General features: G+C 53.8%; 20 protein-coding genes. 14 read left to right on the plus strand and 6 right to left on the minus strand.

Annotated elements, in window-relative coordinates; all coding sequences use genetic code 11:
- Nucleotides 1–271: 271 nt before the first annotated feature.
- A complete protein-coding gene (gene ptsG / locus HV107_RS19705) occupies nucleotides 272–1,705 on the plus strand; it encodes a PTS glucose transporter subunit IIBC (protein WP_182060472.1) in 1,434 nt (477 codons plus the stop codon).
- A 121-nt stretch (nucleotides 1,706–1,826) separates the two neighbouring features.
- On the opposite strand, the gene fhuE is transcribed toward ptsG, so the two are convergent.
- Nucleotides 1,827–4,019: a ferric-rhodotorulic acid/ferric-coprogen receptor FhuE gene (fhuE, locus tag HV107_RS19710; RefSeq protein WP_182060473.1), complete on the minus strand. Its 2,193-nt coding sequence runs from the start codon at nucleotides 4,017–4,019 to the stop codon at nucleotides 1,827–1,829.
- A gap of 353 nt (nucleotides 4,020–4,372) precedes the next feature.
- Between fhuE and hinT the strand changes: the two genes are divergently transcribed.
- The 8 genes from hinT (at nucleotide 4,373) to HV107_RS19750 (ending at nucleotide 10,458) form a co-directional block, all read left to right on the plus strand.
- The gene (gene hinT, locus HV107_RS19715) at nucleotides 4,373–4,732 is read left to right on the plus strand and encodes a purine nucleoside phosphoramidase (protein WP_014069796.1); all 360 of its coding nucleotides are present in this window, start codon (nucleotides 4,373–4,375) and stop codon (nucleotides 4,730–4,732) included.
- Between the two features lies 1 nt (nucleotide 4,733).
- On the plus strand, nucleotides 4,734–5,108 hold the full coding sequence (locus HV107_RS19720) for a YcfL family protein (protein WP_182060474.1): 375 nt from the start codon (nucleotides 4,734–4,736) through the stop codon (nucleotides 5,106–5,108).
- A 13-nt stretch (nucleotides 5,109–5,121) separates the two neighbouring features.
- Entirely contained in the window at nucleotides 5,122–5,766 is a 645-nt protein-coding gene (lpoB, locus tag HV107_RS19725) for a penicillin-binding protein activator LpoB (protein ID WP_182063552.1), read from the plus strand.
- On the plus strand, nucleotides 5,747–6,571 hold the full coding sequence (gene thiK / locus HV107_RS19730) for a thiamine kinase (RefSeq protein ID WP_182060475.1): 825 nt from the start codon (nucleotides 5,747–5,749) through the stop codon (nucleotides 6,569–6,571). Before lpoB ends, thiK begins: the two co-directional genes overlap by 20 nt.
- Before the next feature lie 11 nt (nucleotides 6,572–6,582).
- On the plus strand, nucleotides 6,583–7,608 hold the full coding sequence (nagZ, locus tag HV107_RS19735) for a beta-N-acetylhexosaminidase (RefSeq protein ID WP_182060476.1): 1,026 nt from the start codon (nucleotides 6,583–6,585) through the stop codon (nucleotides 7,606–7,608).
- A 34-nt stretch (nucleotides 7,609–7,642) separates the two neighbouring features.
- Nucleotides 7,643–8,185, plus strand: a complete 543-nt coding sequence (gene ycfP / locus HV107_RS19740; protein ID WP_182060477.1) for an alpha/beta hydrolase YcfP — start codon at nucleotides 7,643–7,645, stop codon at nucleotides 8,183–8,185.
- Nucleotides 8,186–8,421: 236 nt separating this feature from the next.
- Nucleotides 8,422–9,726 carry an NAD(P)/FAD-dependent oxidoreductase gene (locus HV107_RS19745; protein ID WP_182060478.1) on the plus strand — a complete coding sequence of 435 codons (1,305 nt, stop codon included), beginning with the start codon at nucleotides 8,422–8,424 and terminating at the stop codon, nucleotides 9,724–9,726.
- Nucleotides 9,727–9,918: 192 nt separating this feature from the next.
- Nucleotides 9,919–10,458: a glycine zipper 2TM domain-containing protein gene (locus tag HV107_RS19750; protein WP_182060479.1), complete on the plus strand. Its 540-nt coding sequence runs from the start codon at nucleotides 9,919–9,921 to the stop codon at nucleotides 10,456–10,458.
- A 62-nt stretch (nucleotides 10,459–10,520) separates the two neighbouring features.
- On the opposite strand, the gene HV107_RS19755 is transcribed toward HV107_RS19750, so the two are convergent.
- Nucleotides 10,521–12,719, minus strand: a complete 2,199-nt coding sequence (locus HV107_RS19755) for a TonB-dependent siderophore receptor (protein ID WP_182060480.1) — start codon at nucleotides 12,717–12,719, stop codon at nucleotides 10,521–10,523.
- A gap of 205 nt (nucleotides 12,720–12,924) precedes the next feature.
- A complete protein-coding gene (locus HV107_RS19760; RefSeq protein ID WP_182060481.1) occupies nucleotides 12,925–13,560 on the minus strand; it encodes a TetR/AcrR family transcriptional regulator in 636 nt (211 codons plus the stop codon).
- 245 nt (nucleotides 13,561–13,805) lie between these two features.
- On the opposite strand from HV107_RS19760, the gene bhsA reads away from it, so the two are divergent.
- Nucleotides 13,806–14,063, plus strand: coding sequence for a multiple stress resistance protein BhsA (gene bhsA, locus HV107_RS19765; RefSeq protein ID WP_182060482.1), 258 nt, complete (start codon nucleotides 13,806–13,808; stop codon nucleotides 14,061–14,063).
- Nucleotides 14,064–14,139: 76 nt separating this feature from the next.
- Here bhsA and HV107_RS19770 read toward each other — a convergent pair whose 3' ends face one another.
- The 3 genes from HV107_RS19770 to HV107_RS19780 all read right to left on the minus strand — a co-directional run bounded on the left by HV107_RS19770 (nucleotide 14,140) and on the right by HV107_RS19780 (nucleotide 19,923).
- Nucleotides 14,140–15,105, minus strand: a complete 966-nt coding sequence (locus tag HV107_RS19770) for a L,D-transpeptidase family protein (RefSeq protein ID WP_182060483.1) — start codon at nucleotides 15,103–15,105, stop codon at nucleotides 14,140–14,142.
- A 152-nt stretch (nucleotides 15,106–15,257) separates the two neighbouring features.
- Nucleotides 15,258–18,704, minus strand: coding sequence for a transcription-repair coupling factor (mfd, locus tag HV107_RS19775; RefSeq protein ID WP_182060484.1), 3,447 nt, complete (start codon nucleotides 18,702–18,704; stop codon nucleotides 15,258–15,260).
- Between the two features lie 145 nt (nucleotides 18,705–18,849).
- On the minus strand, nucleotides 18,850–19,923 hold the full coding sequence (locus HV107_RS19780) for an acyltransferase family protein (protein WP_182060485.1): 1,074 nt from the start codon (nucleotides 19,921–19,923) through the stop codon (nucleotides 18,850–18,852).
- Between the two features lie 257 nt (nucleotides 19,924–20,180).
- Here HV107_RS19780 and lolC point away from each other — a divergent pair, with 257 nt between their 5' ends.
- Genes lolC through nagK form a run of 4 tightly spaced genes read left to right on the plus strand, consistent with a single transcriptional unit; the run spans nucleotide 20,181 to nucleotide 24,284 of the window.
- On the plus strand, nucleotides 20,181–21,380 hold the full coding sequence (gene lolC, locus HV107_RS19785; protein ID WP_182060486.1) for a lipoprotein-releasing ABC transporter permease subunit LolC: 1,200 nt from the start codon (nucleotides 20,181–20,183) through the stop codon (nucleotides 21,378–21,380).
- On the plus strand, nucleotides 21,373–22,074 hold the full coding sequence (gene lolD, locus HV107_RS19790) for a lipoprotein-releasing ABC transporter ATP-binding protein LolD (protein ID WP_010429765.1): 702 nt from the start codon (nucleotides 21,373–21,375) through the stop codon (nucleotides 22,072–22,074). The genes lolC and lolD overlap by 8 nt, the downstream gene beginning before the upstream one ends.
- On the plus strand, nucleotides 22,074–23,318 hold the full coding sequence (lolE, locus tag HV107_RS19795; RefSeq protein ID WP_166716935.1) for a lipoprotein-releasing ABC transporter permease subunit LolE: 1,245 nt from the start codon (nucleotides 22,074–22,076) through the stop codon (nucleotides 23,316–23,318). The genes lolD and lolE overlap by 1 nt, the downstream gene beginning before the upstream one ends.
- 54 nt (nucleotides 23,319–23,372) lie before the next feature.
- Entirely contained in the window at nucleotides 23,373–24,284 is a 912-nt protein-coding gene (gene nagK, locus HV107_RS19800) for an N-acetylglucosamine kinase (RefSeq protein WP_182060487.1), read from the plus strand.
- The last annotated feature ends 2 nt before the right edge of the window (nucleotides 24,285–24,286 follow it).

The following is a 24,286-nucleotide window of genomic DNA, read 5'->3' on the forward strand; positions in this document are numbered from 1 at the left end:
TAATAAATAAAGCGAGTAAAGTTCACCGCCTCATTTGGGGCGGTGACGGTGTTTTTAGACACATCCAGAAATGCTTTTTGTAAAAAACTGAAAGTTTTTGGTCTGCCTTGAGCTGAAACGTGATAGCCGTCAAACAAACTCAGAGGGATTTATTTTACTCTGTGTAATAAATAAAGGGCGCTTAGATGTCCTGTCCACGGCGCGGTACTCCCCCCGGGCCAATGCGTGAAAACGTAAAAAAAAGCACAAATACTCAGGAGCACTCTCAATTATGTTTAAGAATGCATTTGCTAACCTGCAAAAGGTCGGTAAATCGCTGATGCTGCCAGTATCCGTACTGCCTATCGCAGGTATCCTGCTGGGTGTCGGTTCTGCTAACTTCAGCTGGCTGCCAGCCGTAGTTTCCCACGTGATGGCCGAAGCAGGCGGCTCTGTTTTTGCTAACATGCCGCTGATCTTCGCTATCGGTGTTGCTCTGGGCTTCACCAATAACGATGGTGTATCTGCGCTGGCCGCAGTTGTTGCCTACGGCATCATGGTGAAAACCATGGCTGTGGTTGCACCACTGGTCCTGCATTTACCTGCTGAAGAGATCGCAGCGAAACACCTGGCTGATACCGGTGTTCTCGGTGGGATTATCTCCGGTGCGATTGCAGCGTACATGTTTAACCGCTTCTATCGCATCAAGCTGCCTGAGTATCTGGGCTTCTTCGCGGGCAAGCGTTTCGTTCCGATCATTTCTGGTCTGGCAGCGATTTTCACTGGCGTGATCTTGTCCTTCATTTGGCCACCGATCGGCTCTGCAATCCAGACCTTCTCTCAGTGGGCTGCTTACCAGAACCCGGTTGTGGCATTCGGTATCTACGGCTTCGTTGAACGCTGCCTGGTACCATTTGGTCTGCACCACATCTGGAACGTTCCATTCCAGATGCAGATTGGTGAATTCACCAACGCAGCAGGTCAGGTGTTCCACGGTGATATCCCACGTTACATGGCAGGTGACCCAACCGCAGGCAAACTGTCTGGTGGCTTCCTGTTCAAAATGTACGGCCTGCCGGCTGCTGCGATTGCAATCTGGCACTCTGCTAAACCAGAGAACCGTGCAAAAGTGGGCGGTATCATGATCTCCGCAGCGTTGACCTCGTTCCTGACCGGTATCACCGAGCCGATCGAGTTCTCCTTCATGTTCGTTGCGCCGATCCTGTACATCATTCACGCGGTACTGGCTGGTCTGGCATTCCCAATCTGTATCCTGCTGGGTATGCGTGATGGTACGTCCTTCTCTCACGGCCTGATCGACTTTATCGTTCTGTCCGGTAACAGCAGCAAACTGTGGCTGTTCCCAATCGTTGGTGCGTGCTACGCCGTTGTTTACTACACCATCTTCCGTGTGCTTATCAAAGCACTGGACCTGAAAACTCCAGGTCGTGAAGATGTGTCTGAAGACAACAAAGCAACAGCTACCAGCGAAATGGCTCCGGCTCTGGTTGCAGCGTTCGGCGGCAAAGAAAACATCACTAACCTGGACGCGTGTATCACTCGTCTGCGTGTGAGTGTTGCCGACGTAGCGAAAGTTGACCAGCCTGGTCTGAAAAAACTTGGCGCAGCGGGCGTTGTTGTTGCAGGTTCCGGTGTTCAGGCAATCTTCGGTACTAAATCCGATAACCTGAAAACCGAAATGGATGAATACATCCGCGGCAACTAAGTTGTGACTGGGGAGACTAAGGCAGCCGACTGGCTGCCTTTTTTATTGCTTGTGCACCGGAGTGCGAAAAACGGGCACAAACAAAGGGAGCCATCTGGCTCCCTTTGTTGTTGATACTGTCTTAGAAATCGTAGCTCGCGCTCACCGAGAAGCTAAGCGGTGCGCCGTACACGAGATAAGACCCGACATAGTCGTAGTAATCTTTATCGAACAGGTTGTTCACGTTCGCCTGAACAGCAAAGTTTTTGGTCACCTGGTAGCGGCTGAACAGATTCACCAGCGCGTAGCTGCCCTGTTCAGCACGGGAGCGTCCGGCAGGGCCGCCATCAACATCCGTCCAGACCTTGTTTTGCCAGTTAACACCGCCGCCCACGGCCAGCTCTGGCAGCATCGGCAGTTGATAACGGGTAAAAAGCTTCATGGTGGTGCGAGGCTGGTCAGAGCTCACTGCATTACCGTTCTTATCTTCGGCGATAAAGCGGGTCGCACCGAAGGTCAGCTGCCAGTTATCGGTCAGGGCGCCGTTCAGCTCAAACTCAATCCCTTTACTCACCACCCCATCCAGTGATTCATAAATTGACTCACCGCTTGGCATATAGGTATAGGTATTGTTGGCAACGTTATCCTGTTCAATACGGAAGATGGCCAGAGAGGTGGTCAGGCGGGTGTTAAACCAGTCTGCCTTCACGCCCGCCTCGTAACTTTTACCCGTTGTAGGATCGAGGTAGCGGCCATTGGCATCACGCTTGTCCTGTGGCTGAAAGATAGAGGTATAGCTGACGTATGTTGACCAGTCTTCGTTGATGTCATAGATCAGGCCCGCGTACGGCGTCACGTTGTCTTTGGTGCTCTCCAGTCGGGTGTCCGGGGACCCGGCCGGGTTATAGCGAATGTTGTAATTGGTGTAGCGCGCGCCCAGGATCAGGTGCAGCGGATCGGCCAGCGAGAAGCGGGCAGAGGTGTATGCTGACGACTGACGAATATCGTCCTGGCTGTAGAGTTTCCACGGCGTCCACTGTGGGTCGGCAATATTACCGTTCCAGTTTTTGAAATCACCCACATCAACCATACCGTACTGGGCATCCGGCATTGAGTTGTCGTAGTGGTTGCGCTGACGGCTGAAGCTGCCGCCAAACATCATTTCGTGCTGGCGACCGAAGAGATCGAATCCACCGCGCAGGAAGGCATCGACCGCATCCTGTTTACGCTCACCACGATTCCAGCCGCCGTAACCCACCATCCCTGCTCCCGTGTCTTTATCCGGGTAGCCGGACATGTACATCAGCTTGGTATCAAAGTTGGTTTCCGCGTGCATCCCGTTGATGTGCGCTTCCCAGCCGTTGTCGAAACGTTGGGTCAGGTTGGCAAAAATGCGGGTGTTGTCTTTGTCCGAATACGCCCAGTCTGGTGCAACGGTCTGGCTATGGTTGTAATGCGTTTTGCTACCGTCACTGTACCAGGTTGGCAGGCCGCCCCAGGTAGGATCTTCGGTCCTGCTCTCCTGGTATTCGTATCCCAGAGAGAGGGTAGTGCTGTCGGTGACATCGGCATCCACCACACCGTACAGGAATTTCTTACGGTAGTGATAGTTATCGACAAAGCTGTCGTTGTCCTGATAACCGGTGATCAACCGCCCACGGACTTTACCGGACTCAACCAGCGGAGCCTGTAAATCGAGTACATAGCGCTGTTTATCCCAGCTGCCATAGCTGGCCGATACGTTGCCCTTGAATTCATTGCTGTCAGCATGTTTACGCACCATGTTGACGTAGGCGGCCGGGTTACCCGTGCCGGACATCAGGCCTGTTGCGCCACGAACCACTTCAATGCGATCGTAAATGGCGGTATCGGCCGCCGTATCGCCAAAGTTCCACACTTCACTGATGGAGGTTGGCAGGTCATCGTATGCATAGTTACTCACGAAGAAACCACGGGAGTAAAATACAGAACGGTCGCTGTCCTGAACCTGCGACGTCACCCCGGTGGTATTGGTCAATACCTGCCCGATAGATTGCAGATTCTGGTCAGCCATGCGTTGCTGGCTGATAACGCTGACGGATTGGGGAATATCGCGCGGCACGAGCAGCAGTTTTGTACCGGTAGTGGTGGTTTTAACGCTGTAATCCTGCTCCTGGCCGGCAGATGGATCCTGCGCGTTATCAAAACCGCCATCAACAACAACGGTGTCTTCAGTGGAAGTGGTAGCAGCGAAACTTACGGTTGGCATCAATGCCATAGCAATGCAGGCTGCCAGCAACGAAGGTGTTGTGGCAGGCTGACGTTGCCCATCCCTGGTGTGATTAATGAAAGACATCATCAAACCCTTAATGAATGGTGAAAGTTGTGTGCGTCAGTCCCGTGAAACCGGGCTGAAGTCGTTTTCTATGTTTGAAATGCGCATGAAAATGCAAATGCGAAATATACTCATTGTGATTAATGCTGTAAACAGATGTTTCGAACGGAAGTGAAATATTGTTTCAGGATATCAACACACAAGAGCGCTCACTCTTCATGCAGCTGTCGTGCAATAAGGAAAGAAATCGAGGGAGAAGGTTGAAAGGACAGGAGAAACTCGCTCATACTCTTGAGTTGTGTCACACAGTAATGCAGACAATGTGTGTTATTGGCAGACCCACCACGCCAGATTAAACAAAAAAGGAAAAGGTCATGGCTGAAGAAACGATTTTCAGTAAAATTATCCGCCGCGAAATTCCGTCGGATATCGTGTATCAGGATGAGCTGGTCACAGCCTTCCGGGACATTTCACCTCAGGCGCCGACACACATCCTTATTATTCCCAATATTCTGATTCCTACCGTGAACGATGTGAAAACCGAGCACGAAGTGGCATTAGGCCGTATGCTGACGGTGGCGGCAAAAATTGCTGAGCAGGAAGGCATTGCGCAGGACGGCTATCGCCTGATCATGAACTGCAATCGCCATGGCGGGCAGGAAGTCTATCACATTCACATGCATCTGCTGGGTGGCCGCCCGCTGGGGCCGATGCTGGCACATAAAGGTCTTTGACATGCTAAGAGGGCGTTTTGCAGCGCTGGTAATGACGCTGGTGATGGTCGGGTGCAGCGCGCGTCCCGCAATCCCGGTGAATGATGAACAGACGCTGGTGATGGAGTCCTCTGTTCTGGCGGCGGGTATCACGGCAGAACAACCTTCGCTGACCATCAGCGAAATTCAGGCCTCTGCGTCCTCTGCGCTTTATAACGAAAGACACGAACCAGTAACGGTGCATTACCGTTTCTACTGGTACGACGTACGAGGTCTTGAAATGCACCCCCTTGAAGCGACGCGCACGGTAATCATTCCGGCGAGGTCATCGGTCACGCTGTATGGCAGCGCGAACTACCTGGGTGCGCATAAGGTCAGACTTTATCTTTATTTGTAAGGGGTGAACCTTGATTAAAAATATGAGCCGTTTTGCGCTCGTTACCGCATTTGCACTCTTCCTTTCAGGGTGTATGACGCGCATGGAACAACCTGCTCCTGTGGAAGAGGCGAAACCGGGCACGGCACAACCTGTACCGCCAACGCAGCCGGTGCCAACCGTGCCTTCTGTTCCGACCATCCCGGCGCAGCCTGGCCCAATCGAACATCCTGATGCAACGGCGCAGCCTGCACCGCGCGTGCGTCACTACGACTGGAACGGCGCAATGCAGCCAATGGTCGGTAAAATGTTGCAGGCGCAGGGCGTTACCCCTGGCAGTGTGCTGCTGGTGGATAGCGTGAATAACCGCACTAACGGTTCCCTGAATGCGGGGGAAGCGACCGAAACGCTGCGTAATGCTCTGGCGAATAACGGTAAATTTACGCTGGTTTCTGCGCAGCAGCTCGCTGTTGCAAAACAGCAACTGGGGCTGTCTGCACAGGATAGTCTCGGCTCGCGTAGCAAGGCGATTGGTATCGCCCGTAACGTCGGCGCGCAGTATGTGCTTTATTCTAACGCCAGCGGTAACGTGAATACGCCAGCGTTGCAGATGCAGCTGATGCTGGTTCAGACAGGCGAAATTATCTGGTCGGGTAAAGGTGCCGTTACGCAACAATAACATCACGCGTGATGACGTTCTGACACGTTATTTTCCGCAGTATCGCCTTATCGCGCCGCAGGCCCATTCCGGGCTTGGCGGCGCGAGTTGCATTATCGCCCGGGGCGAACATCGGCTGGTGTTACGCCAGCACCATGATGACTCCGCTCCGGCTTCCCATTTTCGTCGACAGTACCGCGCATTAACGCGGCTTCCCGCAGAGCTTGTGCCGAAACCCCGGTTTTTTATGCAGGGCTGGATGGCGGTGGAATATCTTGCGGGCGAGATCAAAACCGGATTACCGGATACTCCCACGCTCGCCGCCATGTTGTATCATCTGCACCGCCAACGGCGTCTGGGCTGGCGCATCACGCTTTTACCCTTGCTTGAACAGTACTGGCAGCAGGCGTCGCCCACCAGACGCACGCCTTTTTGGCTGGCGCAGCTCAAACGGCTGCGTAAAGCGGGTGAGCCACAGCCGCTGCGGCTTGCGCCTTTGCATATGGATGTTCACGCCGGAAATATCGTCCACACGCCAGTGGGTGACAGACTGATCGACTGGGAATATGCCGGTGACGGGGACGTTGCGCTGGAGCTTGCGGCAGTCTGGACGGCGGATGATGCTGCGCGCAGGCTGTTAATTCAGGCCTACGCCAGAGGCGCGCATATAGACCCTCAGACGCTTGCACACCAGGTCTGGCGCTGGCGGCCTTGGGTCCTGATGCTGATGGCTGGCTGGTTTGAAGTACGCTTGCAGCAATCGGCCGACAAACAATTTATCGCGCTGGCAGATGACGTCTGGCGCCAGTTACAAACTAAAGGATAAGAGAGGTTCGTGTGGGTCCAGTCATGTTGGATGTAGAAGGCTTTGAGCTGGATGCGGAGGAGCGCGAAATTCTGGCGCACCCGCTGGTTGGTGGCCTGATTCTGTTTACCCGCAACTATCACGACCCGGAGCAGCTGCGGGAGCTGGTTCGACAAATTCGCGCGGCGTCACGCAATCAGCTGGTGGTGGCGGTAGACCAGGAAGGCGGGCGCGTGCAGCGTTTTCGCGAGGGCTTTACCCGCCTGCCAGCGGCGCAGTCTTTCGCAGCGCTGCTGGGCTCCGAAGAGGGCGGCAAGCTGGCGCAGGACGCAGGCTGGCTGATGGCAAGCGAAATGATTGCGATGGATATTGATATCAGCTTTGCACCCGTGCTGGATGTCGGGCATATCAGCGCGGCTATCGGCGAGCGTTCATATCATGAAGACCCGCGCATCGCACTGGCGATGGCCACACGTTTTATCGACGGGATGCACGATGCCGGGATGAAAACTACCGGCAAACACTTCCCGGGCCACGGGGCGGTCACGGCGGATTCTCACAAAGAAACCCCACGCGACCCGCGCCCTGAAGCGGAGATCCGTGCCAAAGACATGTCGGTGTTCCGTTCGCTTATCACCGATAACAAACTTGATGCCATTATGCCGGCACATGTTATCTACAGCGATGTCGATCCGCGCCCGGCGAGCGGCTCGGCACACTGGCTGAAAACCGTGCTGCGTCAGGAATTAGGTTTTAACGGCGTGATCTTCTCTGACGATTTGTCGATGGAAGGGGCTGCCATTATGGGCAGCTATGCTGAACGCGGACAGGCATCGCTGGATGCAGGTTGCGATATGATCCTGGTCTGCAATAATCGTAAAGGCGCAGTCAGTGTGTTGGATAACCTGTCGCCGATCAATGCTGAGCGTGTTACACAATTGTATCATAAAGGTTCATTTAGCCGTCAGGAGCTGATGGGCTCGGCGCGCTGGAAGACGGTCAATGCACAGCTTGAGGCGCTGAATGAGCGCTGGCAGGCACATAAGGCAGGCCTTTAATCCCTCCTGGTAGGCGTAGCGTGGTGAGAAGACGATGATCATCTATTTACACGGTTTTGACTCAAACAGTCCTGGTAATCATGAGAAAGTGCTGCAACTGCAGTTTATCGATCCGGATGTACGGCTGATTAGCTACAGCACGCGCCATCCGAAACATGATATGCAGCATTTGCTCAAAGAAGTGGACAAAATGTTGCAGCTTAATGTCGACGATCGCCCGCTGATTTGTGGGGTGGGTCTGGGCGGATATTGGGCTGAGAGGATTGGATTCTTGTGCGATATCCGTCAGGTGGTGTTCAACCCGAACCTGTTCCCGCATGAAAATATGGAAGGGAAGATCGACCGTCCGGAAGAGTATGCTGATATCGGAACCAAGTGCGTCAGCAACTTCCGTGAAAAGAATCGCGATCGTTGTCTGGTGATCCTGTCGCGTAATGATGAAGCCCTGAGCAGCACTCGTGCCGCCGAGCTGCTTCACCATTACTATGAAATTGTCTGGGACGAAGAACAGACCCACAAGTTCAAAAGTATCTCCCCGCATCTGCAACGCATCAAGGCCTTTAAAACCCTGGGTTAAAGGCATCTGACGTTCTCTAAAGCCTGGCGGCGTAAGCTTGCCGGGCTTTCTTTTTGCTAAAACTGTACAAATATCAGCCATCAAAACTTGATGCATATCAATTTTGGTATGACCAATGCGCCTGGCGTGTTATTCTCAATGCACCTGAATGGTTTCAGTGCTGTAACCTGTTGTTAATTAAGGGTTATTTTTATAACTTTTAATTAACAATTGGTTAATAATTTGAGGGGGTCACGTTGACTACGCCATTGAAAAAGATAGTGATTGTAGGCGGTGGTGCTGGCGGGCTGGAGCTGGCTACACAGCTGGGCAAAAAGCTGGGTCGCAGTAAAAAAGCTAAAATTACGCTGGTCGATCGTAACCACAGTCACCTGTGGAAACCACTGTTGCACGAAGTTGCAACCGGATCGTTGGATGAAGGGGTTGATGCGCTGAGCTATCTGGCACATGCGCGTAATCACCACTTCCAGTTCCAGCTGGGTTCCGTGGTGGACATCAACCGTGAAAGCAAAACCATCACGCTTGCCGAGTTGCGTGATGAAAAGGGCGAGTTGCTGGTTCCTGAACGCAAGCTGCCTTATGACACGCTGGTGATGGCTCTGGGCAGTACCTCCAACGATTTCAACACGCCTGGCGTGAAAGAACACTGCATCTTCCTGGATAACCCGCATCAGGCGCGCCGTTTCCATCAGGAAATGCTTAACCTGTTCCTGAAGTACACCAATAACATGGGTGCCAACGGCAAGGTTAACATCGCGATTGTCGGCGGTGGTGCTACGGGCGTGGAGCTCTCTGCTGAGCTGCACAATGCGGTCAAACAACTGCACAGCTACGGCTACAAAGGGCTGACCAACGAAGCACTGAACGTGACGCTGGTCGAAGCGGGCGAACGCATTCTGCCTGCTCTGCCTCCGCGTATTTCCGGTGCGGCGCACAGTGAGTTAACCAAACTGGGCGTTCGCGTGATGACCCAGACAATGGTAACCAGCGCTGATGAAGGCGGTCTGCATACCAAAGATGGCGAATACATCGAAGCGGATCTGATGGTCTGGGCGGCAGGGATTAAAGCGCCAGATTTCATGAAAGATATCGGTGGCCTGGAAACGAACCGTATTAACCAGCTGGTGACTGAGCCAACGCTGCAAACCACCCGCGACCCGGAAATCTACGCGATTGGTGACTGTGCATCCTGTGCGCGTCCTGAAGGTGGTTTCGTGCCGCCACGTGCTCAGGCAGCGCACCAGATGGCAAGCCTTGTGCTGCACAATATTCTGGCGCAGACCAAAGGTAAACCAATGAAATCGTACGTTTATAAAGACCACGGTTCCCTGGTGTCGCTCTCTAACTTCTCTACCGTAGGCAGCCTGATGGGTAACCTGATGCGCGGCTCAATGATGGTAGAAGGGCGCATTGCACGCTTCGTGTACATCTCGCTGTACCGTATGCATCAGATTGCGCTGCACGGTTACTTCAAAACCGGCCTGATGATGCTGGTGGGTAGAATCAACCGCGTGATCCGTCCTCGCCTTAAACTGCACTAATCCCGCTCTCCCTCCGGGCTCCCCGGAGGGATTTTTAGCATATCATGCTGGTCATTCCATCTGCATCTCTTAGGAGTTCTCCTAAACAGGGCGATTCTGCCTACATCCCCACATTTTTAATCCTTTTTCTGATTGGCTAAGTCTGTCGTTAATTGCAGAATTGTTACCAATAGCAACAAAGGAGGAAGTCCCGTGAATAAATCAATGTTGGCGGGTATCGGGATTGGTGTTGCTGCTGCGTTAGGTGTGGCAGCGGTTGCCAGTCTCAACGTGCTTGATCGCGGCCCGCAGTATGCGCAGGTCGTTTCTGCTACCCCTATTAAAGAATCAGTAAAAACACCGCGTCAGGAATGCCGCAACGTGGCCGTTACGCATCGCCGTCCGGTTCAGGATGAAAACCGTATCGCCGGTTCAGTCCTGGGTGCGGTTGCAGGTGGTGTGCTCGGTCATCAGTTTGGTAACGGTCGTGGTAAATCTGTGGCGACCGTGGTTGGCGCGCTGGGTGGCGGCTATGCCGGTAACCAGGTTCAGGGCGCAATGCAGGATAACGATACCTACACCACGACTCAGCAGCGCTGCAAAACCGTCTATGACAAGTCAGAAAAAATGCTGGGTTATGACGTGACGTACAAAATTGGTGACCAGCAGGGCAAAATCCGTATGGATAAAGACCCTGGCAGCCAAATTCCGCTGGACGGAAATGGTCAGCTGGTCCTGAATAACAAAGTGTAAAAAAGACGTTCTCTGAATTTAGCTCCTCAAGCGCTCAGGCTGAGGAGCTTTTTTTTTGGCAATCAGAAGGTCAGAGCATAGTTAAGCCCAAAGGTACGACCGCGCCCTTTGTACTCGTACAATGCGGCATTGCCGTAAGTTGGGCTGTAGAGCAACGGTGCACGCTGGCCCCAGACGGTGGTGTACTGTTTATCCAGCAGGTTTTCGATGCTGAACGACAGTTTACCCAGCGGCAACTGATAGCTGCTGAGGAAATCGACGGTGTTATAACCCTCAATTTCATTGCCTGCGGCGTCCGTCAGGTCAAAAGTTTGCTGAGTCTGAACACGCAGTGACCAGGGTTCAGGCGCCCAGCCTACATAGGCCGTAGCTTTCGACGGCGAGGCCTGAGTCACATCCCATTTTTCCCATGAACCGTTAGTTTTTATCTCTGATTTCAGGATGTTGAAATTACCACCCACGCTCCAGACGCTATCAGGGATAACGTAATCCACCGCACCTTCCACGCCATAGATCCGGCGTTCCTGCGGGTTAACGTCAATGGTCATGTCGCTACGGTTGATGTCGATGGATTTATCCGAGAGAGAGTAATAGGCCGCAATTTGCGTGCGCAGGTTATCTCCGGTATAGCGCCAGCCCAGCTCATAGGAATCGACTTTGATCCCTTCAAGCTTCGCGTCATTCGGGTTAACGCTTTTCAGCAGCGCCAGGTGGCCTTGTGCATCGGCTTTTGCGTACGCGCCGTTCCCGTAATATTTGCCCGGATCCGGCAGTTCAACACCCTGAGAGAAGTTAAACCAGAGCTGCTGGCGTGCCGTAATGTGTGCAAGAATGCCGGCGTTAAACAGCAGGTTATCGTAATCCGTTTTACCGCCCGGGATTGCATCTGCTGAGGTAGCTTTGCCATTCGCAATCGCCTGCTGCTGCGAATAGCCAATAAAGTCATCAACGCGGTTCTCAGTCCATTGATAGCGAACCCCGCCACTTAAGGTGAAGATGTCATTGATGTCATAGCTGTTTTGCAGGAAGGGCGCGAAGTTGGTAATGCTGTAACCCGGATAACGACCAGTGGTGTAGGCAGAGTGGTTATTCATCCCGCCTGATGGCACTGACTTCGCCAGGTCAAAGAACATCTGGTTGGAATCGAATGTTTCATGGTCGGCATCGATACCCCAGGTCACCTGCCAGCTGTCGAGCAGCCTGCTGTTCAGGGTCAGTTTTGCGCCGTACTGATCGGTGTTTTGCTCAGAAGCCGCGAAGCTAGTGATGGTTTTGGTTTTTTGATCCACAGTCGGGAAGGGATAGAAACGCAAGGATTCATCACGGTAGTAAATTTGCCCTACCAGCTCTTGCCCCCAGAAGTCGGAATCGGAATATTGCAGGCTGATGAGATGGCGCTCTGTACCCGGAATACGATCAGAACTGAACCCGCTACGGGTCCGGGCGGTGCCACTTCCGGTCACGGCACTCATGTTTTTATCGAGATAAAGCCCGTAATCATCGTCACCCTGGCTTTTGTAATACTGCGTCACCACCTGCAACTGACGGGTATCGCTGATGTCGATTGTGCCTGTACCCATCACATCCAGACGATCAGAATGTTGTAATCCTGTCTGGGTGTTATCGAAGGTGAGGGCATCCCCGTTGCCGTCATACCAGCCGCCAAAACGTTGATAGGCCACCGAGAGGCGACCCGATGCATGGTCATTCCCTCCGCTGACGGCTGTTGCCACGCGCTCGTCATGGTCGTTGCTGTTGTTAAAGCCTGTCTTGCTGCCAAGCTCCAGATCAACCTGCGTTTCTGGCTGACCTTTTTTGGTCACGATATTAATCAGACCACCGGTGCTGCCGCCGCCGTACAGGGCCGTAGAGCCAGAAATAACTTCAATATGTTCGATGTTAAAAGGATCAATCGAATCAAGCTGGCGGCTGTCGGTACGCGAAGAGTTAAGACGCACGCCATCAATTAACACCACAATGGCACGGCCACGCATGTTCATGCCGTAGTTTGTTCGTCCCTGGCTGCTGACATCCATACCGGGGATCAATTGCCCGAGAATATCCTTGAATTCCTTGCCACCCTGGACCTGTTGTTCAATTTCATGTCCTTCGATAATCCACGTGGTTTGCGCCATTTCTGCCACGGTACGATGGCTGCGGCTGGCACTGACAATCAGGTTTTCTTCATTGGTTTGTTCGGCGTAAAGCGGCATCGCGATGGCCAGCAATACAGGATTTAGCACCCAGAGACTGTTCTTCATCATCATTCCTTGTTGAGCGTTCGCTCTTTTTTATAGGCAGGTCAACACCACAATTTTGCATTGTGTAACAAATGTAAAAAATGCAAATGCGAATACTGCCGATAAAGAGTCTCATTATCAACCCATCAAAAAAGAGGATAAGCACAGCGAGGAACAAAAAAGGGGGGAAGGGAAGAGAGGGCGGCAAGGGAGGCCGCCCAGGGGGTCAGACTTTAAGCAGTTCAGGCCACAGGCGTAGCGTGGTCTGGGTGATGCTTTGCAGTTTTTCCAGGCTTGCGCCTTCACGGGCGCTTATCGACATACCCTGCAAAATACAGCTCAGGTATTGCGACAGCACCTGTGGATGGCAATGGGCAGGAAGCTCACCGCGCCGCTGGCGCTCGGTCAGAAATGTACACAGCGTCTCCTCCTGCATCGCATGGCGCGATTTCACCGTGTTGGCAATCTCTTTAGAGGAGGCCGCAAGGGTGGCGGAGGTATTGATCATAAAGCAACCTGCCGGCGTATCTTTGCTGGTAAAGCAGGTGGCGACGGCGGTGAAATAGTCCTGCAGCGCCTGCTCAACCGTTTTTTCTTCACAGAAAAGCTGCGCTTCGTGTTTCGCCGCAAAGCGGGAAATGTATCTGTCCAGAACCGCCCTGAACAGACCCTCTTTATTCGTAAATTCCGCATACAGCGTAGGTGCTTTGGCGCCTGTGGCTTCCACAAGATCGGAGAGCGAGGTGGCTTCATACCCGTGCTGCCAGAAGAGTGTCATGGCCTTATCGAGCGCCGCTTCCCTGTCGAACACTTTTGGTCGGCCACGGCTTTTCTTTGCGCAACTCGTTACATCGGTTGTCATTTGCCGCGGATCCTCTGTTGGTTTGTTGAATGACCATTATAAAAATATTCGCAGCCCGCGACCAGCGCTGATTCAGCAAAAATAAATTATTCATATGGGTATGAAAAATAACGAAATTAAAATTAATGTAACGATCGTTATAAAAATATGTTGACGCGTGATGTAGATCACACTTATGATTTACCTATCGATCGTTAAGTAAATAACTAACGACCTCCAAATTCATCTGCCTAAAGGTAAACATCATGAAAAACGTAAAAACCCTGATCGCTGCCGCTGTACTGAGTTCTCTGTCATTCGCAAGCTTTGCGGCTGTTGAAGTGCAATCTACTCCGGCTGACCAGCATAAAGCCGGTACGATTTCTGCGACAGCAGGTACTAACCTGGGTTCTCTGGAAGAGCAACTGGCACAAAAAGCAGAAGCGATGGGTGCTAAATCCTTCCGCATCACCTCTGTGACCGGTCCTAACACCCTTCACGGTACTGCGGTAATTTACAAATAAGTTTTGCAGAACCCTCATACTTGCCACTGCAAAAAAAATGCCCTGCATATGCAGGGCGTTTTGCTTTTTTGCGCTTTTACAGCGTCTGCTGGGGAATATCCTGATGACGTGTAACGTCAACCGGCATCCCCGCGCGCGCCTCCATTGCTCGCTCTATTACCGTATCGTCAGTATCGACGCTGGTTTTGAAACGATACATCTCTGCATTGAGGGGGATCGGCAGCGTTTGTGGATCATCACCGATGTTCTTCGATAAAGGCTGATGGATCTCCACCAGGCGTTTGCCGCCAGGCTCTTCAGACACCTTGATCGGCGTGTTGATGATGTTCACTTTTGTTCCTGGCGCTATCACGCTGTACAGGGTCTTGATATCGTCATCACGCAGGCGAATACAGCCGGAGCTAACCCGCATTCCGATACCAAAATCAGCATTGGTTCCATGCAGAAGATAGACGCCACCGTAAGCGGCAAGGCGGATAGCATGGTGGCCCATCGGGTTATCCGGGCCAGCAGGAACCACCGCCGGTAAATCTATCCCCTGAGCCTTATAGCGTGCGCGAATATTGGCGGTCGGCGTCCAGGTCGGATTGGCGCGTTTATCCGACACTGTGGTCACCATGGTTGGGGTGAGCGTATCGCCGCCCAGTTGACCAATGCCAATAGGGTAGACGGTCACTTCATTTTTACCCGGTGGGTAGTAATAGAGGCGCAATTCGGCGAGGTTAATCACAATCCCTTCGCGCGGCGCATCAGGCAGCAACGTTTGCAGAGGAATGGTTAACACGCTCCCGGCGCGCGGCACATACGGGTCAACGCCCGGGTTAGCCTGTAACAGCGCCAGGAAGCCCACGTTATATTTTTTTGCAATCGCCTCAAGTGAACCGCCATTGTTTTCAACCACATGAAAGCGGTTTTCACCCACCACACGGCTACCGGCAGGGGGAAGAGGCCAGGTGTTAGCCCGGGCAGGAAGCGCTATTGCCACCGCCGCAGCCAGCGCAAACAACGTTATCCAGCGAGTCATACGCGAAGAGGTCATCATCACCATAATCCATATAAATGATAAGGTTATTGTTATTCAAGAAGTTAATGATAATTATGACGAATGGATGTGTCGGGAAATCCAGGGGGTTTGCAAAGAGTTTGTAAATTGTCTCCCCGGCAGCGTTCATACTGCCGGGGAGTGAGGGCAAGTTATGCGATCGCGTTTTCTTCCAGCTGGCGCATAAAGTTACGCACCCAGTCCATGCGGGCTTTACGTTCAGCCAACTCCTGGGTGAATTTCAGACGCGTTGGCCCGTCCAGGCGGAAATGCTGCGGCTGTTTTTGCAGTAAACCAATCAGCCACACCGGATTGACGTGATTCTTCTCGGCAAACTCAATCACGCCACCTTTTTCATTACCTTCCAGCTTACGAATGCCCAGTTTCTGTGCCTGCTGACGCAGTCGGGCAATATCCAGCAGGTTTCGCGCGGCATCTGGCAGCAGGCCAAAGCGGTCAATAAGCTCAACTTTGATCTCCTCCAGTTCGTTTTCACTTTTCGCACTGGCAATGCGTTTGTAGAACGAAAGGCGAGTGTTCACATCCGGAATAAAATCGTCCGGCAGCAGGGACGGCATCCGCAGCTCGACTTCCGTTTGCTGGCTGGTCAAATCTTCCAGTGACGGTTCACGCCCGGCTTTTAGCGCATCAACGGCGTTTTCCAGCAGCTCCATATACAGCGAGAAGCCTATGGTTTCCATGGAACCACTCTGGTCTTCACCCAGTAATTCACCGGCACCGCGGATCTCCAGGTCGTGCGTTGCCAGGGCAAACCCTGCCCCCAGATCTTCGAGCGAGGCGATGGCTTCCAGACGCTTTTGTGCATCAGTGGTCATCGATTTCGGATGCGGCGTCAGTAGCCAGGCGTAGGCCTGGTGGTGCGAACGCCCAACGCGGCCACGCAACTGGTGCAACTGCGCCAGACCAAAGTGATCCGCGCGTTCAATGATGATGGTATTTGCCGTTGGGATGTCGATACCGGTTTCAATAATGGTGGTACAGACCAGCACGTTAAAACGCTGGTGGTGGAAATCGTTCATCACCCGTTCCAGCTCGCGTTCACGCATCTGCCCGTGCCCAATGGCGATACGTGCTTCAGGAACCAGCTCCGCCAGTTTATCTGCCGCTTTCTGGATGTTTTCGACATCGTTAAAGAGATAGTAAACCTGCCCGCCGCGCAGCACCTCACGCAGAATGGCTTCGCGTACGACCAGTCTATCGTACTCGCGTACGAAGGTTTTTACCGCCAGGCGGCGTGCCGGTGGTGTGGCGATAATCGACAGATCGCGCATTCCACTCATGGCCATATTCAGGGTTCGCGGAATTGGCGTGGCGGTTAAGGTCAGGATGTCGACATCGGAGCGCATCGCTTTGATACGCTCTTTATGACGCACGCCGAAACGGTGCTCTTCATCGACAATCAGCAGCCCTAAATCTTTCCACTTCACATCGCTTTGCAGAAGTTTGTGGGTGCCGATAAGAATATCGATTTTGCCTTCGCTTGCCTGCTCCAGAATTTGCGTCTGCTCTTTGGCGCTGCGAAAACGGGAAAGCATCTCGATACGTACCGGCCAGTTGGCAAAGCGGTCGCGGAAGTTGTCATAATGCTGCTGGGCAAGAAGCGTGGTCGGCACCAGTACGGCGACCTGCTTGTTGTTCTCCACGGCCAGAAACGCTGCGCGCATCGCCACTTCGGTTTTCCCAAAGCCTACGTCTCCGCAGACCAGCCTGTCCATTGCCAGCGGCTGACACATATCACTCAGTACCGCGTTGATGGCCTGGGCCTGATCCGGCGTGGTTTCAAACGGGAAGCTGTCGCAGAACAGCTGATACTGCTCTTTATCATGCTTAAAGGCATAACCTTCTTTTGCTGCGCGCTGGGCGTAAATGTCCAGCAGCTCAGCGGCCACATCACGCACTTTCTCGGCGGCTTTCTGGCGCGCGCGGGCCCAGGCATCACCGCCCAGTTTATGCAGCGGTGCGTTATCTTCGGCACCCCCGGCATAACGGCTAATCAGATGCAGTGACGAAACTGGTACGTAAAGTTTGGCGTCGTTGGCGTAGGTCAGCATCAGGTATTCACCCTTAATGCCGCCCGCCTCAAGGGTGGTCATCCCCTGATAACGACCAACACCGTGCTCAAGGTGAACAATGGGCTGGCCCGGGTGCAATTCCGCCAGGTTGCGGATAAGCGTATCCGGGTTAATGGTGCGGCGGCTATCCTGGCGGCGGCGTGCCACACGTTCGCCAAGCAGGTCACTTTCGCAGATCAGTGCCAGATTATTGAGCGTATCGATAAAACCATGCTCGGCGGCGCCGATCATCAGGTAACGCCCGTTAGCGTTGGCTTCATCAAGACGGAATATACGTTTAGGGGCGACTTTAATGCGCCCGAGCAGTTCACCTAATGCTTCGCGGCGGCCTTCACTTTCTACCGAGAAAATCACTGGCCCGGTAAAGGCCTCAAGGAATTTTCGCAGGCTATCCAGTGGCGATTTTTGCTGCGCCTGTACGGCCAAATCAGGCAGTTTCTGGAAGGCGAGGTTGGTGTTCGCGGCTTTATCGGCAAGGGTGTCCGTTTTGAGCTGCACACGCGGCCAGCGCTTAAGTTCTGCATTTAACTCATCGGTACGCAGCCACAGCTGTTCGGGTGGCAGCAGTGGGCGCATCGGGTCAACCCCACGGCTCTCATAACGGGCGCGGGTTTCACCTTCAAAACGGCTGGCGCTGGCGTCGACATCTCCGGTGTTAACAATCAGCGTATTGGCCGGGAAATAGCTAAACAGCGCAGGCAATGGCTCGTTAAAGAACAGGGGCTGCCAGTATTCGATCCCGGTAGGTAGCGTGCCTTTGCTGACCTGCTGATAGATATGCTCCGCATCGCGCTTCACGTCGAACTTGTCGCGCCACTGGCTGCGGAAAAGCTCGATGGCGGTTTTGTCGGTCGGGAATTCGTGAGCAGGCAGCAGGTTGATGGATTCAACTTCTTCCAGCGTACGCTGAGTGTCGGCATCAAAGACGCGCAGGCTGTCGATTTCGTCGTCAAAAAAGTCCAGACGGTAAGGCTGGTCGCTGCCCATCGGGTACAGATCCAGCAGGGCGCCGCGCGTGGCGTATTCGCCGTGTTCCATTACCTGATCAACATGGCGGTATCCGGCGCTTTCAAGCTGCGCGCGTAGGGCATCGCGCGACAGACGCTGGCCTTTTTTCATCACCAGCGCATGACCATGCAAATAGCTGTGCGGACAGACGCGCTGCATCAGGGTATTTACCGGCACAATCAGCACGCCGCGCTGCATGGACGGTAACTGGTAGAGCGTGGACAGGCGTGAGGAGATGATCTCCTGGTGCGGGGAGAAGCTGTCATACGGCAGCGTTTCCCAGTCAGCCAGGCTGAAGATCAGGTTATCGGTGAACTGGCGGATTTCGTCATGCAGGCGTAATGCATTTTGCATATCCGGGGCGACAAGTACGACCGGACCGGGATGCCGCTCTGCGATTTCTGCCACCAGTGTGGCGCACGCCGCGCCCGTGAGTTCACCCAGCTGGCGTTGGTCGCCCGCTTTGCCGGGCAAGGAATAACGGTAGTGTTCAGGCATGGCTATGTCAGAGTCTCTTATGGGTATACCCGGTATTGGGGCATATCACTGATACGCAATGTCTTTATTATCCTCGATCGTTTTGCATAAGCAAACTGGAACCGCACAGGCGGTAAACTCGCCCTGAATCAGGGCGAGTTGGACGTTAGCGGGCGGCTGACGCCAGAGAAAGACGAGCAGGTGGGGAAAAGAACAGGTCGCCAAACAGCGCGGTAGAAAGCTTGCGTGCACCAAGACCGAAAAGTGTACAGATCAACAGGCTGGCAAACGGATAGATGAGCAGCAGCGCCAGCTCCGCCCAGACAGGCCAGGACGCGCCATTCATTTCGCCAATGAGGAACAGGCTAAATGCCTCGATTAAAATGCGATGCGTGGTGTAAATGGCAATCGTGTTTGAGCCAATCACATTAAGCAGATTATTGGGATGTACAGCGTAGCGTTGTTCAACGCTATAGAAGAGTTTCATGATAAGCAGTACGGACAGCAGGGAGAGCAATAGAGGGGCATTGGCAAACCACAGCACAACAGATACCGCACCGAACGCGGCAATGGGCAGCCAGGCGCGGCGCAGTGACAGCCCTTTCATCCATGCCATGAGCTGAGCGCCATACCATGCGCCCATGCTGTAGTAGACCATATTGCGCACCACACTGTTCATCCCCCACCACGGCAGCGGCAGGAAGTTTATCGCGATGCTCGCCAGCGCCAGAAGCCCCAGCACCGGCAGTTTCCAGCGGCTTAAGAGCTTACACAGCGTGAAGTAGACCACCAGGGCGTACAGATACCACAGGCTGGTGCTGGCGGTGAGCATCGCCAGAATAAACGCCGGGACCGAATCCGCGTAGGCGGCGTTGGATGAGGTGGCTAATTCGCGCTCCGGGGCCAGCCAGGCATTCAGGTGGCTCAGCGCCTGCCATTGCAGGACACCCCACAGAGCCAGCACCCAGACAATGCTCCAGATGCGCTTATCGAGGCTGGTTCGCCAGCCCACTTCATCGATATACCGGCGTATCAAATAGCCTGAAATAAAGAAAAATACCGGCATCCGAAACGGTGCGAGGTAGAGATTAAAATAGACCCAGCATTTGGCGAGGAGGCCGGACAGAGGATGTTGTAGCCCGCTGAGATGTGGATAAAAGGTGATAACCGAGTGATAAATCACCACCAGGCAGATGCACAGCCCTTTTATCTGGTTAATCCATAATGCTTTTTGTTTCATCGGGAAACGGTACCTGTATTGCCATAAACGAACCGTTTATCCTGGGTGAAGGGGCAGGGGATGTAATCAGTAACAGTCTGTATCAGTACGTTTTTCGGAAAAGGTGGAGGGCGCAGTATCTACGTTCAGCGAGTAGCACTATGATTTATCTGATTTTTTCGGAAAAATGATTACCAAAGCTTACGGTTTCAGTCATTTACGCTTAACGGATTCGCTTATATACTCGTGGGTCTGCTATCAGCAAACAGACGGATTTCATGTACCAACCTGTCGCACTCTTCATAGGCTTACGTTACATGCGTGGGCGCGCCGCGGACCGATTCGGTCGCTTTGTCTCCTGGCTTTCCACTATTGGTATCACGCTTGGCGTGATGGCACTGGTGACGGTTCTCTCCGTGATGAATGGCTTCGAGCGCGAGCTGCAAAACAACATCCTGGGGCTAATGCCACAGGCCGTACTCTCTTCTTCAAACGGTTCCGTTAACCCGCAACAGCTGCCGGAAAGTGCCGCGAAATTGCAGGGTGTGACGCGCGTTGCGCCGCTCACAACCGGTGACGTGGTGCTGCAAAGCGCCCGCAGCGTGGCGGTTGGAGTGATGCTGGGGATCGACCCGGCACAGGACGATCCGCTCACGCCGTATCTGGTTAACGTGAAGCAAACCGATCTCGTGGCGGGGCAATACAACGTGATCCTTGGCGAGCAGCTTGCCGGGCAACTTGGCGTTAACCGTGGCGATCAACTGCGTGTGATGGTGCCGTCAGCCAGCCAGTTCACGCCGATGGGTCGTCTGCCAAGCCAGCGTCTGTTCAACATTATTGGTACCTTTGCCGCCAACAGCGAAGTCGATGGCTATCAGATGCTGGTGAACATTCAGGATGCATCGCGCCTGATGCGCTATCCGGCGGGTAATATCACCGGCTGGCGTCTGTGGCTTGATGCGCCGTTAAAAGTGGATGTTCTCAGCCAGCAAAAGCTGCCGGAAGGGACAAAATGGCAGGACTGGCGTGAACGCAAAGGCGAGCTGTTCCAGGCCGTGCGCATGGAAAAAAACATGATGGGGCTGCTTCTGAGCCTGATCGTGGCGGTTGCCGCGTTTAACATCATCACCTCACTTGGGCTGATGGTGATGGAAAAACAGGGCGAAGTCGCCATTCTGCAAACCCAAGGGCTAACGCCGCGTCAGATCATGGCCGTGTTTATGGTTCAGGGTGCCAGCGCCGGGATTATCGGCGCGCTGTTAGGTGCAGTGCTGGGCGCATTGCTGGCCAGTCAGCTCAATAATTTAATGCCAATTATCGGTGCACTTCTCGATGGCGCGGCGCTGCCAGTCGCTATTGAGCCGTTGCAGGTGATTGGCATTGCACTGGCCGCGATGGCCATTGCGTTGCTTTCCACGCTTTATCCTTCATGGCGCGCTGCCGCCACTCAACCCGCTGAGGCTTTACGTTATGAATAAGATCCTGTTGCAATGCGACAACCTGTCCAAACGCTATCAGGAAGGCACTGTACAGACTGATGTCCTGCACAATGTGAGCTTTAGCGTGGGTGAAGGCGAGATGATGGCGATTGTCGGCAGCTCCGGCTCCGGTAAAAGTACTTTGCTGCACCTGCTGGGCGGGCTGGATACGCCGACGGAGGGCGACGTGATTTTCTCCGGCCAGCCGATGAGTAAAATGTCTTCTGCGGCGAAAGCTGAATTGCGTAACCGAGAGCTGGGCTTTATCTACCAGTTCCACCACCTGCTGCCGGATTTCACGGCGCTGGAAAACGTGGCGATGCCGCTGCTGATTGGCAAAAAGAAACCGGCAGAAATTAACGCCCGCGCCAGCGATATGTTGAAAGCAGTGGGGCTTGGGCATCGCGGTAATCACCGACCGTCTGAGCTGTCTGGCGGCGAGCGTCAGCGTGTGGCGATTGCCCGTGCGCTGGTGAACAACCCGCGCCTGGTGCTGGCAGATGAACCAACCGGTAACCTGGATGCGCGTAATGCAGACAGCATTTTCCAGCTACTGGGCGAACTTAACGCGTCCCAGGGAACCGCATTTCTGGTGGTGACCCACGATCTGCAACTGGCTAAACGCATGGGCCGTCAGCTTGAGATGCGCGATGGTCATCTGAACGCCGAGCTGACCCTGATGGGAGCGGAGTAATGGCTTCACCGTTATCGTTACTCATCGGTTTACGCTTTAGCCGTGGTCGCCGTCGCGGCGGCATGGTGTCGCTTATCTCGGTGATTTCCACCGTGGGGATTGCGTTGGGTGTTGCCGTGCTGATTGTGGGGCTGAGCGCCATGAACGGCTTTGAGCGCGAGCTCAACAACCGCATTCTGGCGGTGGTGCCTCACGGCGAAATCGAGCCGGTTAACCAACCCTGGACGAACTGGAGTGATGCGCTCAATAAAGTGGAAAAAGTGCCGGGCATTGCTGCTGCTGCGCCGTATATCAACTTTACCGGGCTGGTGGAAAGCGGGGTAAACCTGCGAGCCATTCAGGTTAAAGGGGTAAACCCGCAGCAGGAAGAGCGTTTAAGCGCATTACCGAAATATGTTCAGAATGGCGCGTGGGCGAACTTTAAGCCCGGCGAGCAGCAAATCATTATGGGTAAAGGCGTGGCTGACGCGCTGAAAGTGAAGCAGGGTGACTGGGTTTCCATCATGATTCCCAATGCCAGTGCGGACCATAAATTACAGCAGCCAAAACGCGTGCGTCTGCACGTCACGGGTATTCTCCAGCTGAGCGGCCAGCTCGATCACAGCTTTGCAATGGTGCCGATGGAAGATGCTCGTCAGTATCTGGACATGGGTGACAGCGTGACGGGCATTGCCATTAAGGTCAACGACGTCTTTAACGCCAATAAGCTGGTCCGTGATGCGGGTGGGGTCACCAATAATTACGTCTACATCAAGAGCTGGATTGGCACGTACGGCTATATGTACCGTGATATTCAGATGATCCGCGCCATTATGTACCTGGCCATGGTGCTGGTGATTGGCGTAGCCTGCTTTAATATCGTGTCGACCCTGGTGATGGCCGTTAAAGACAAGAGCGGTGACATCGCCGTGCTGCGTACCCTGGGGGCGAAAGACGGTCTTATTCGCGCCATTTTTGTCTGGTATGGTTTACTGGCTGGGCTGTTTGGCAGCCTCTGCGGTGTGGTGATTGGCGTGGTGGTTTCTCTCCAGCTGACGCCGATTATTAACTTGATTGAAAAGCTTATCGGCCACCAGTTCCTGTCAGGTGATATCTATTTTATTGACTTCCTGCCGTCTGAATTGCACTGGCTGGACGTTATTTATGTGCTGGTTACAGCACTTTTACTGAGTCTGCTGGCAAGCTGGTATCCGGCGCGTCGCGCAAGCCGAATTGATCCGGCGAGGGTATTAAGTGGCCAGTAATTTCGTCATGATTTAGCGGCTATTGGGTCGCCAAATCAGAAAGAGGAATGCGTTATGTATTATGGATTTGATATTGGCGGCACCAAAATTGCGCTGGGCGTATTTGATGAAAACCTCAAATTGCAGTGGGAAACCCGCGTTCCCACGCCGCGCGAAAGCTACGATGAATTCTTAACCGCTATTGCCGCGCTGGTGGCGCAAGCCGACGCGCGTTTTGGCGTGAAAGGCACGGTGGGCATTGGTATTCCGGGGATGCCCGAAACCGACGACGGCACGCTGTATGCCGCCAACGTGCCTGCGGCCAGCGGCAAACCGCTGCGTGCCGACCTTTCCGCTCTCCTTGAACGCGACGTGCGTTTAGACAACGATGCCAACTGTTTTGCCCTTTCCGAAGCCTGGGATGACGAGTTTCGACAGTATCCGCTGGTGATGGGGCTTATCCTCGGCACGGGCGTCGGCGGGGGAATTGTTGTCAACGGTAAGCCTATTACCGGGCGCAGTTACATCACCGGTGAGTTTGGCCATATTCGCCTGCCAGTGGATGCGCTGGAGGTCGTGGGGCGTGATTTTCCGCTCACCCGATGCGGATGCGGCCAGCATGGCTGCATCGAGAACTATCTCTCCGGGGGTGGGTTTGCATGGCTATACGAACACTTCTATCATCAGAAAATTGATGCCCCACACATCATTACGTTGTGGGAACAGGGTAATGAACAGGCGCGTGAACATGTTGAACGCTACCTGGATTTGCTGGCGGTGTGTCTGGGGAATATCCTGACCATCGTCGACCCCGATCTGCTGGTGATTGGCGGCGGGTTATCAAACTTTACCGCGATAACAGAACAGTTGTCCGGGCGTTTGCCCCGACATTTATTGCCCGTTGCCCGTGTGCCGCGTATTGAACGTGCGCGCCACGGGGACGCAGGAGGAATGCGCGGAGCCGCTTTCCTTCATCTCTCCGATTAGTC

Origin of the sequence: Enterobacter sp. RHBSTW-00175 (genome assembly GCF_013927005.1) — a bacterium.
In the GTDB taxonomy this organism is placed as follows: domain Bacteria; phylum Pseudomonadota; class Gammaproteobacteria; order Enterobacterales; family Enterobacteriaceae; genus Enterobacter.

Excerpts from the sequence above, each read along its gene's own strand:
- ptsG (WP_182060472.1), top strand. The coding sequence starts at position 272 with ATGTTTAAGAATGCATTTGCTAACCTGCAAAAGGTCGGTAAATCGCTG.
- fhuE (WP_182060473.1), bottom strand. The coding sequence starts at position 4,019 with ATGTCTTTCATTAATCACACCAGGGATGGGCAACGTCAGCCTGCCACA.
- hinT (WP_014069796.1), top strand. The coding sequence starts at position 4,373 with ATGGCTGAAGAAACGATTTTCAGTAAAATTATCCGCCGCGAAATTCCG.
- HV107_RS19720 (WP_182060474.1), top strand. The coding sequence starts at position 4,734 with ATGCTAAGAGGGCGTTTTGCAGCGCTGGTAATGACGCTGGTGATGGTC.
- ycfP (WP_182060477.1), top strand. The coding sequence starts at position 7,643 with ATGATCATCTATTTACACGGTTTTGACTCAAACAGTCCTGGTAATCAT.
- HV107_RS19755 (WP_182060480.1), bottom strand. The coding sequence starts at position 12,719 with ATGAAGAACAGTCTCTGGGTGCTAAATCCTGTATTGCTGGCCATCGCG.
- HV107_RS19760 (WP_182060481.1), bottom strand. The coding sequence starts at position 13,560 with ATGACAACCGATGTAACGAGTTGCGCAAAGAAAAGCCGTGGCCGACCA.
- bhsA (WP_182060482.1), top strand. The coding sequence starts at position 13,806 with ATGAAAAACGTAAAAACCCTGATCGCTGCCGCTGTACTGAGTTCTCTG.
- HV107_RS19770 (WP_182060483.1), bottom strand. The coding sequence starts at position 15,105 with ATGATGACCTCTTCGCGTATGACTCGCTGGATAACGTTGTTTGCGCTG.
- mfd (WP_182060484.1), bottom strand. The coding sequence starts at position 18,704 with ATGCCTGAACACTACCGTTATTCCTTGCCCGGCAAAGCGGGCGACCAA.
- HV107_RS19780 (WP_182060485.1), bottom strand. The coding sequence starts at position 19,923 with ATGAAACAAAAAGCATTATGGATTAACCAGATAAAAGGGCTGTGCATC.
- lolC (WP_182060486.1), top strand. The coding sequence starts at position 20,181 with ATGTACCAACCTGTCGCACTCTTCATAGGCTTACGTTACATGCGTGGG.
- lolD (WP_010429765.1), top strand. The coding sequence starts at position 21,373 with ATGAATAAGATCCTGTTGCAATGCGACAACCTGTCCAAACGCTATCAG.
- lolE (WP_166716935.1), top strand. The coding sequence starts at position 22,074 with ATGGCTTCACCGTTATCGTTACTCATCGGTTTACGCTTTAGCCGTGGT.
- nagK (WP_182060487.1), top strand. The coding sequence starts at position 23,373 with ATGTATTATGGATTTGATATTGGCGGCACCAAAATTGCGCTGGGCGTA.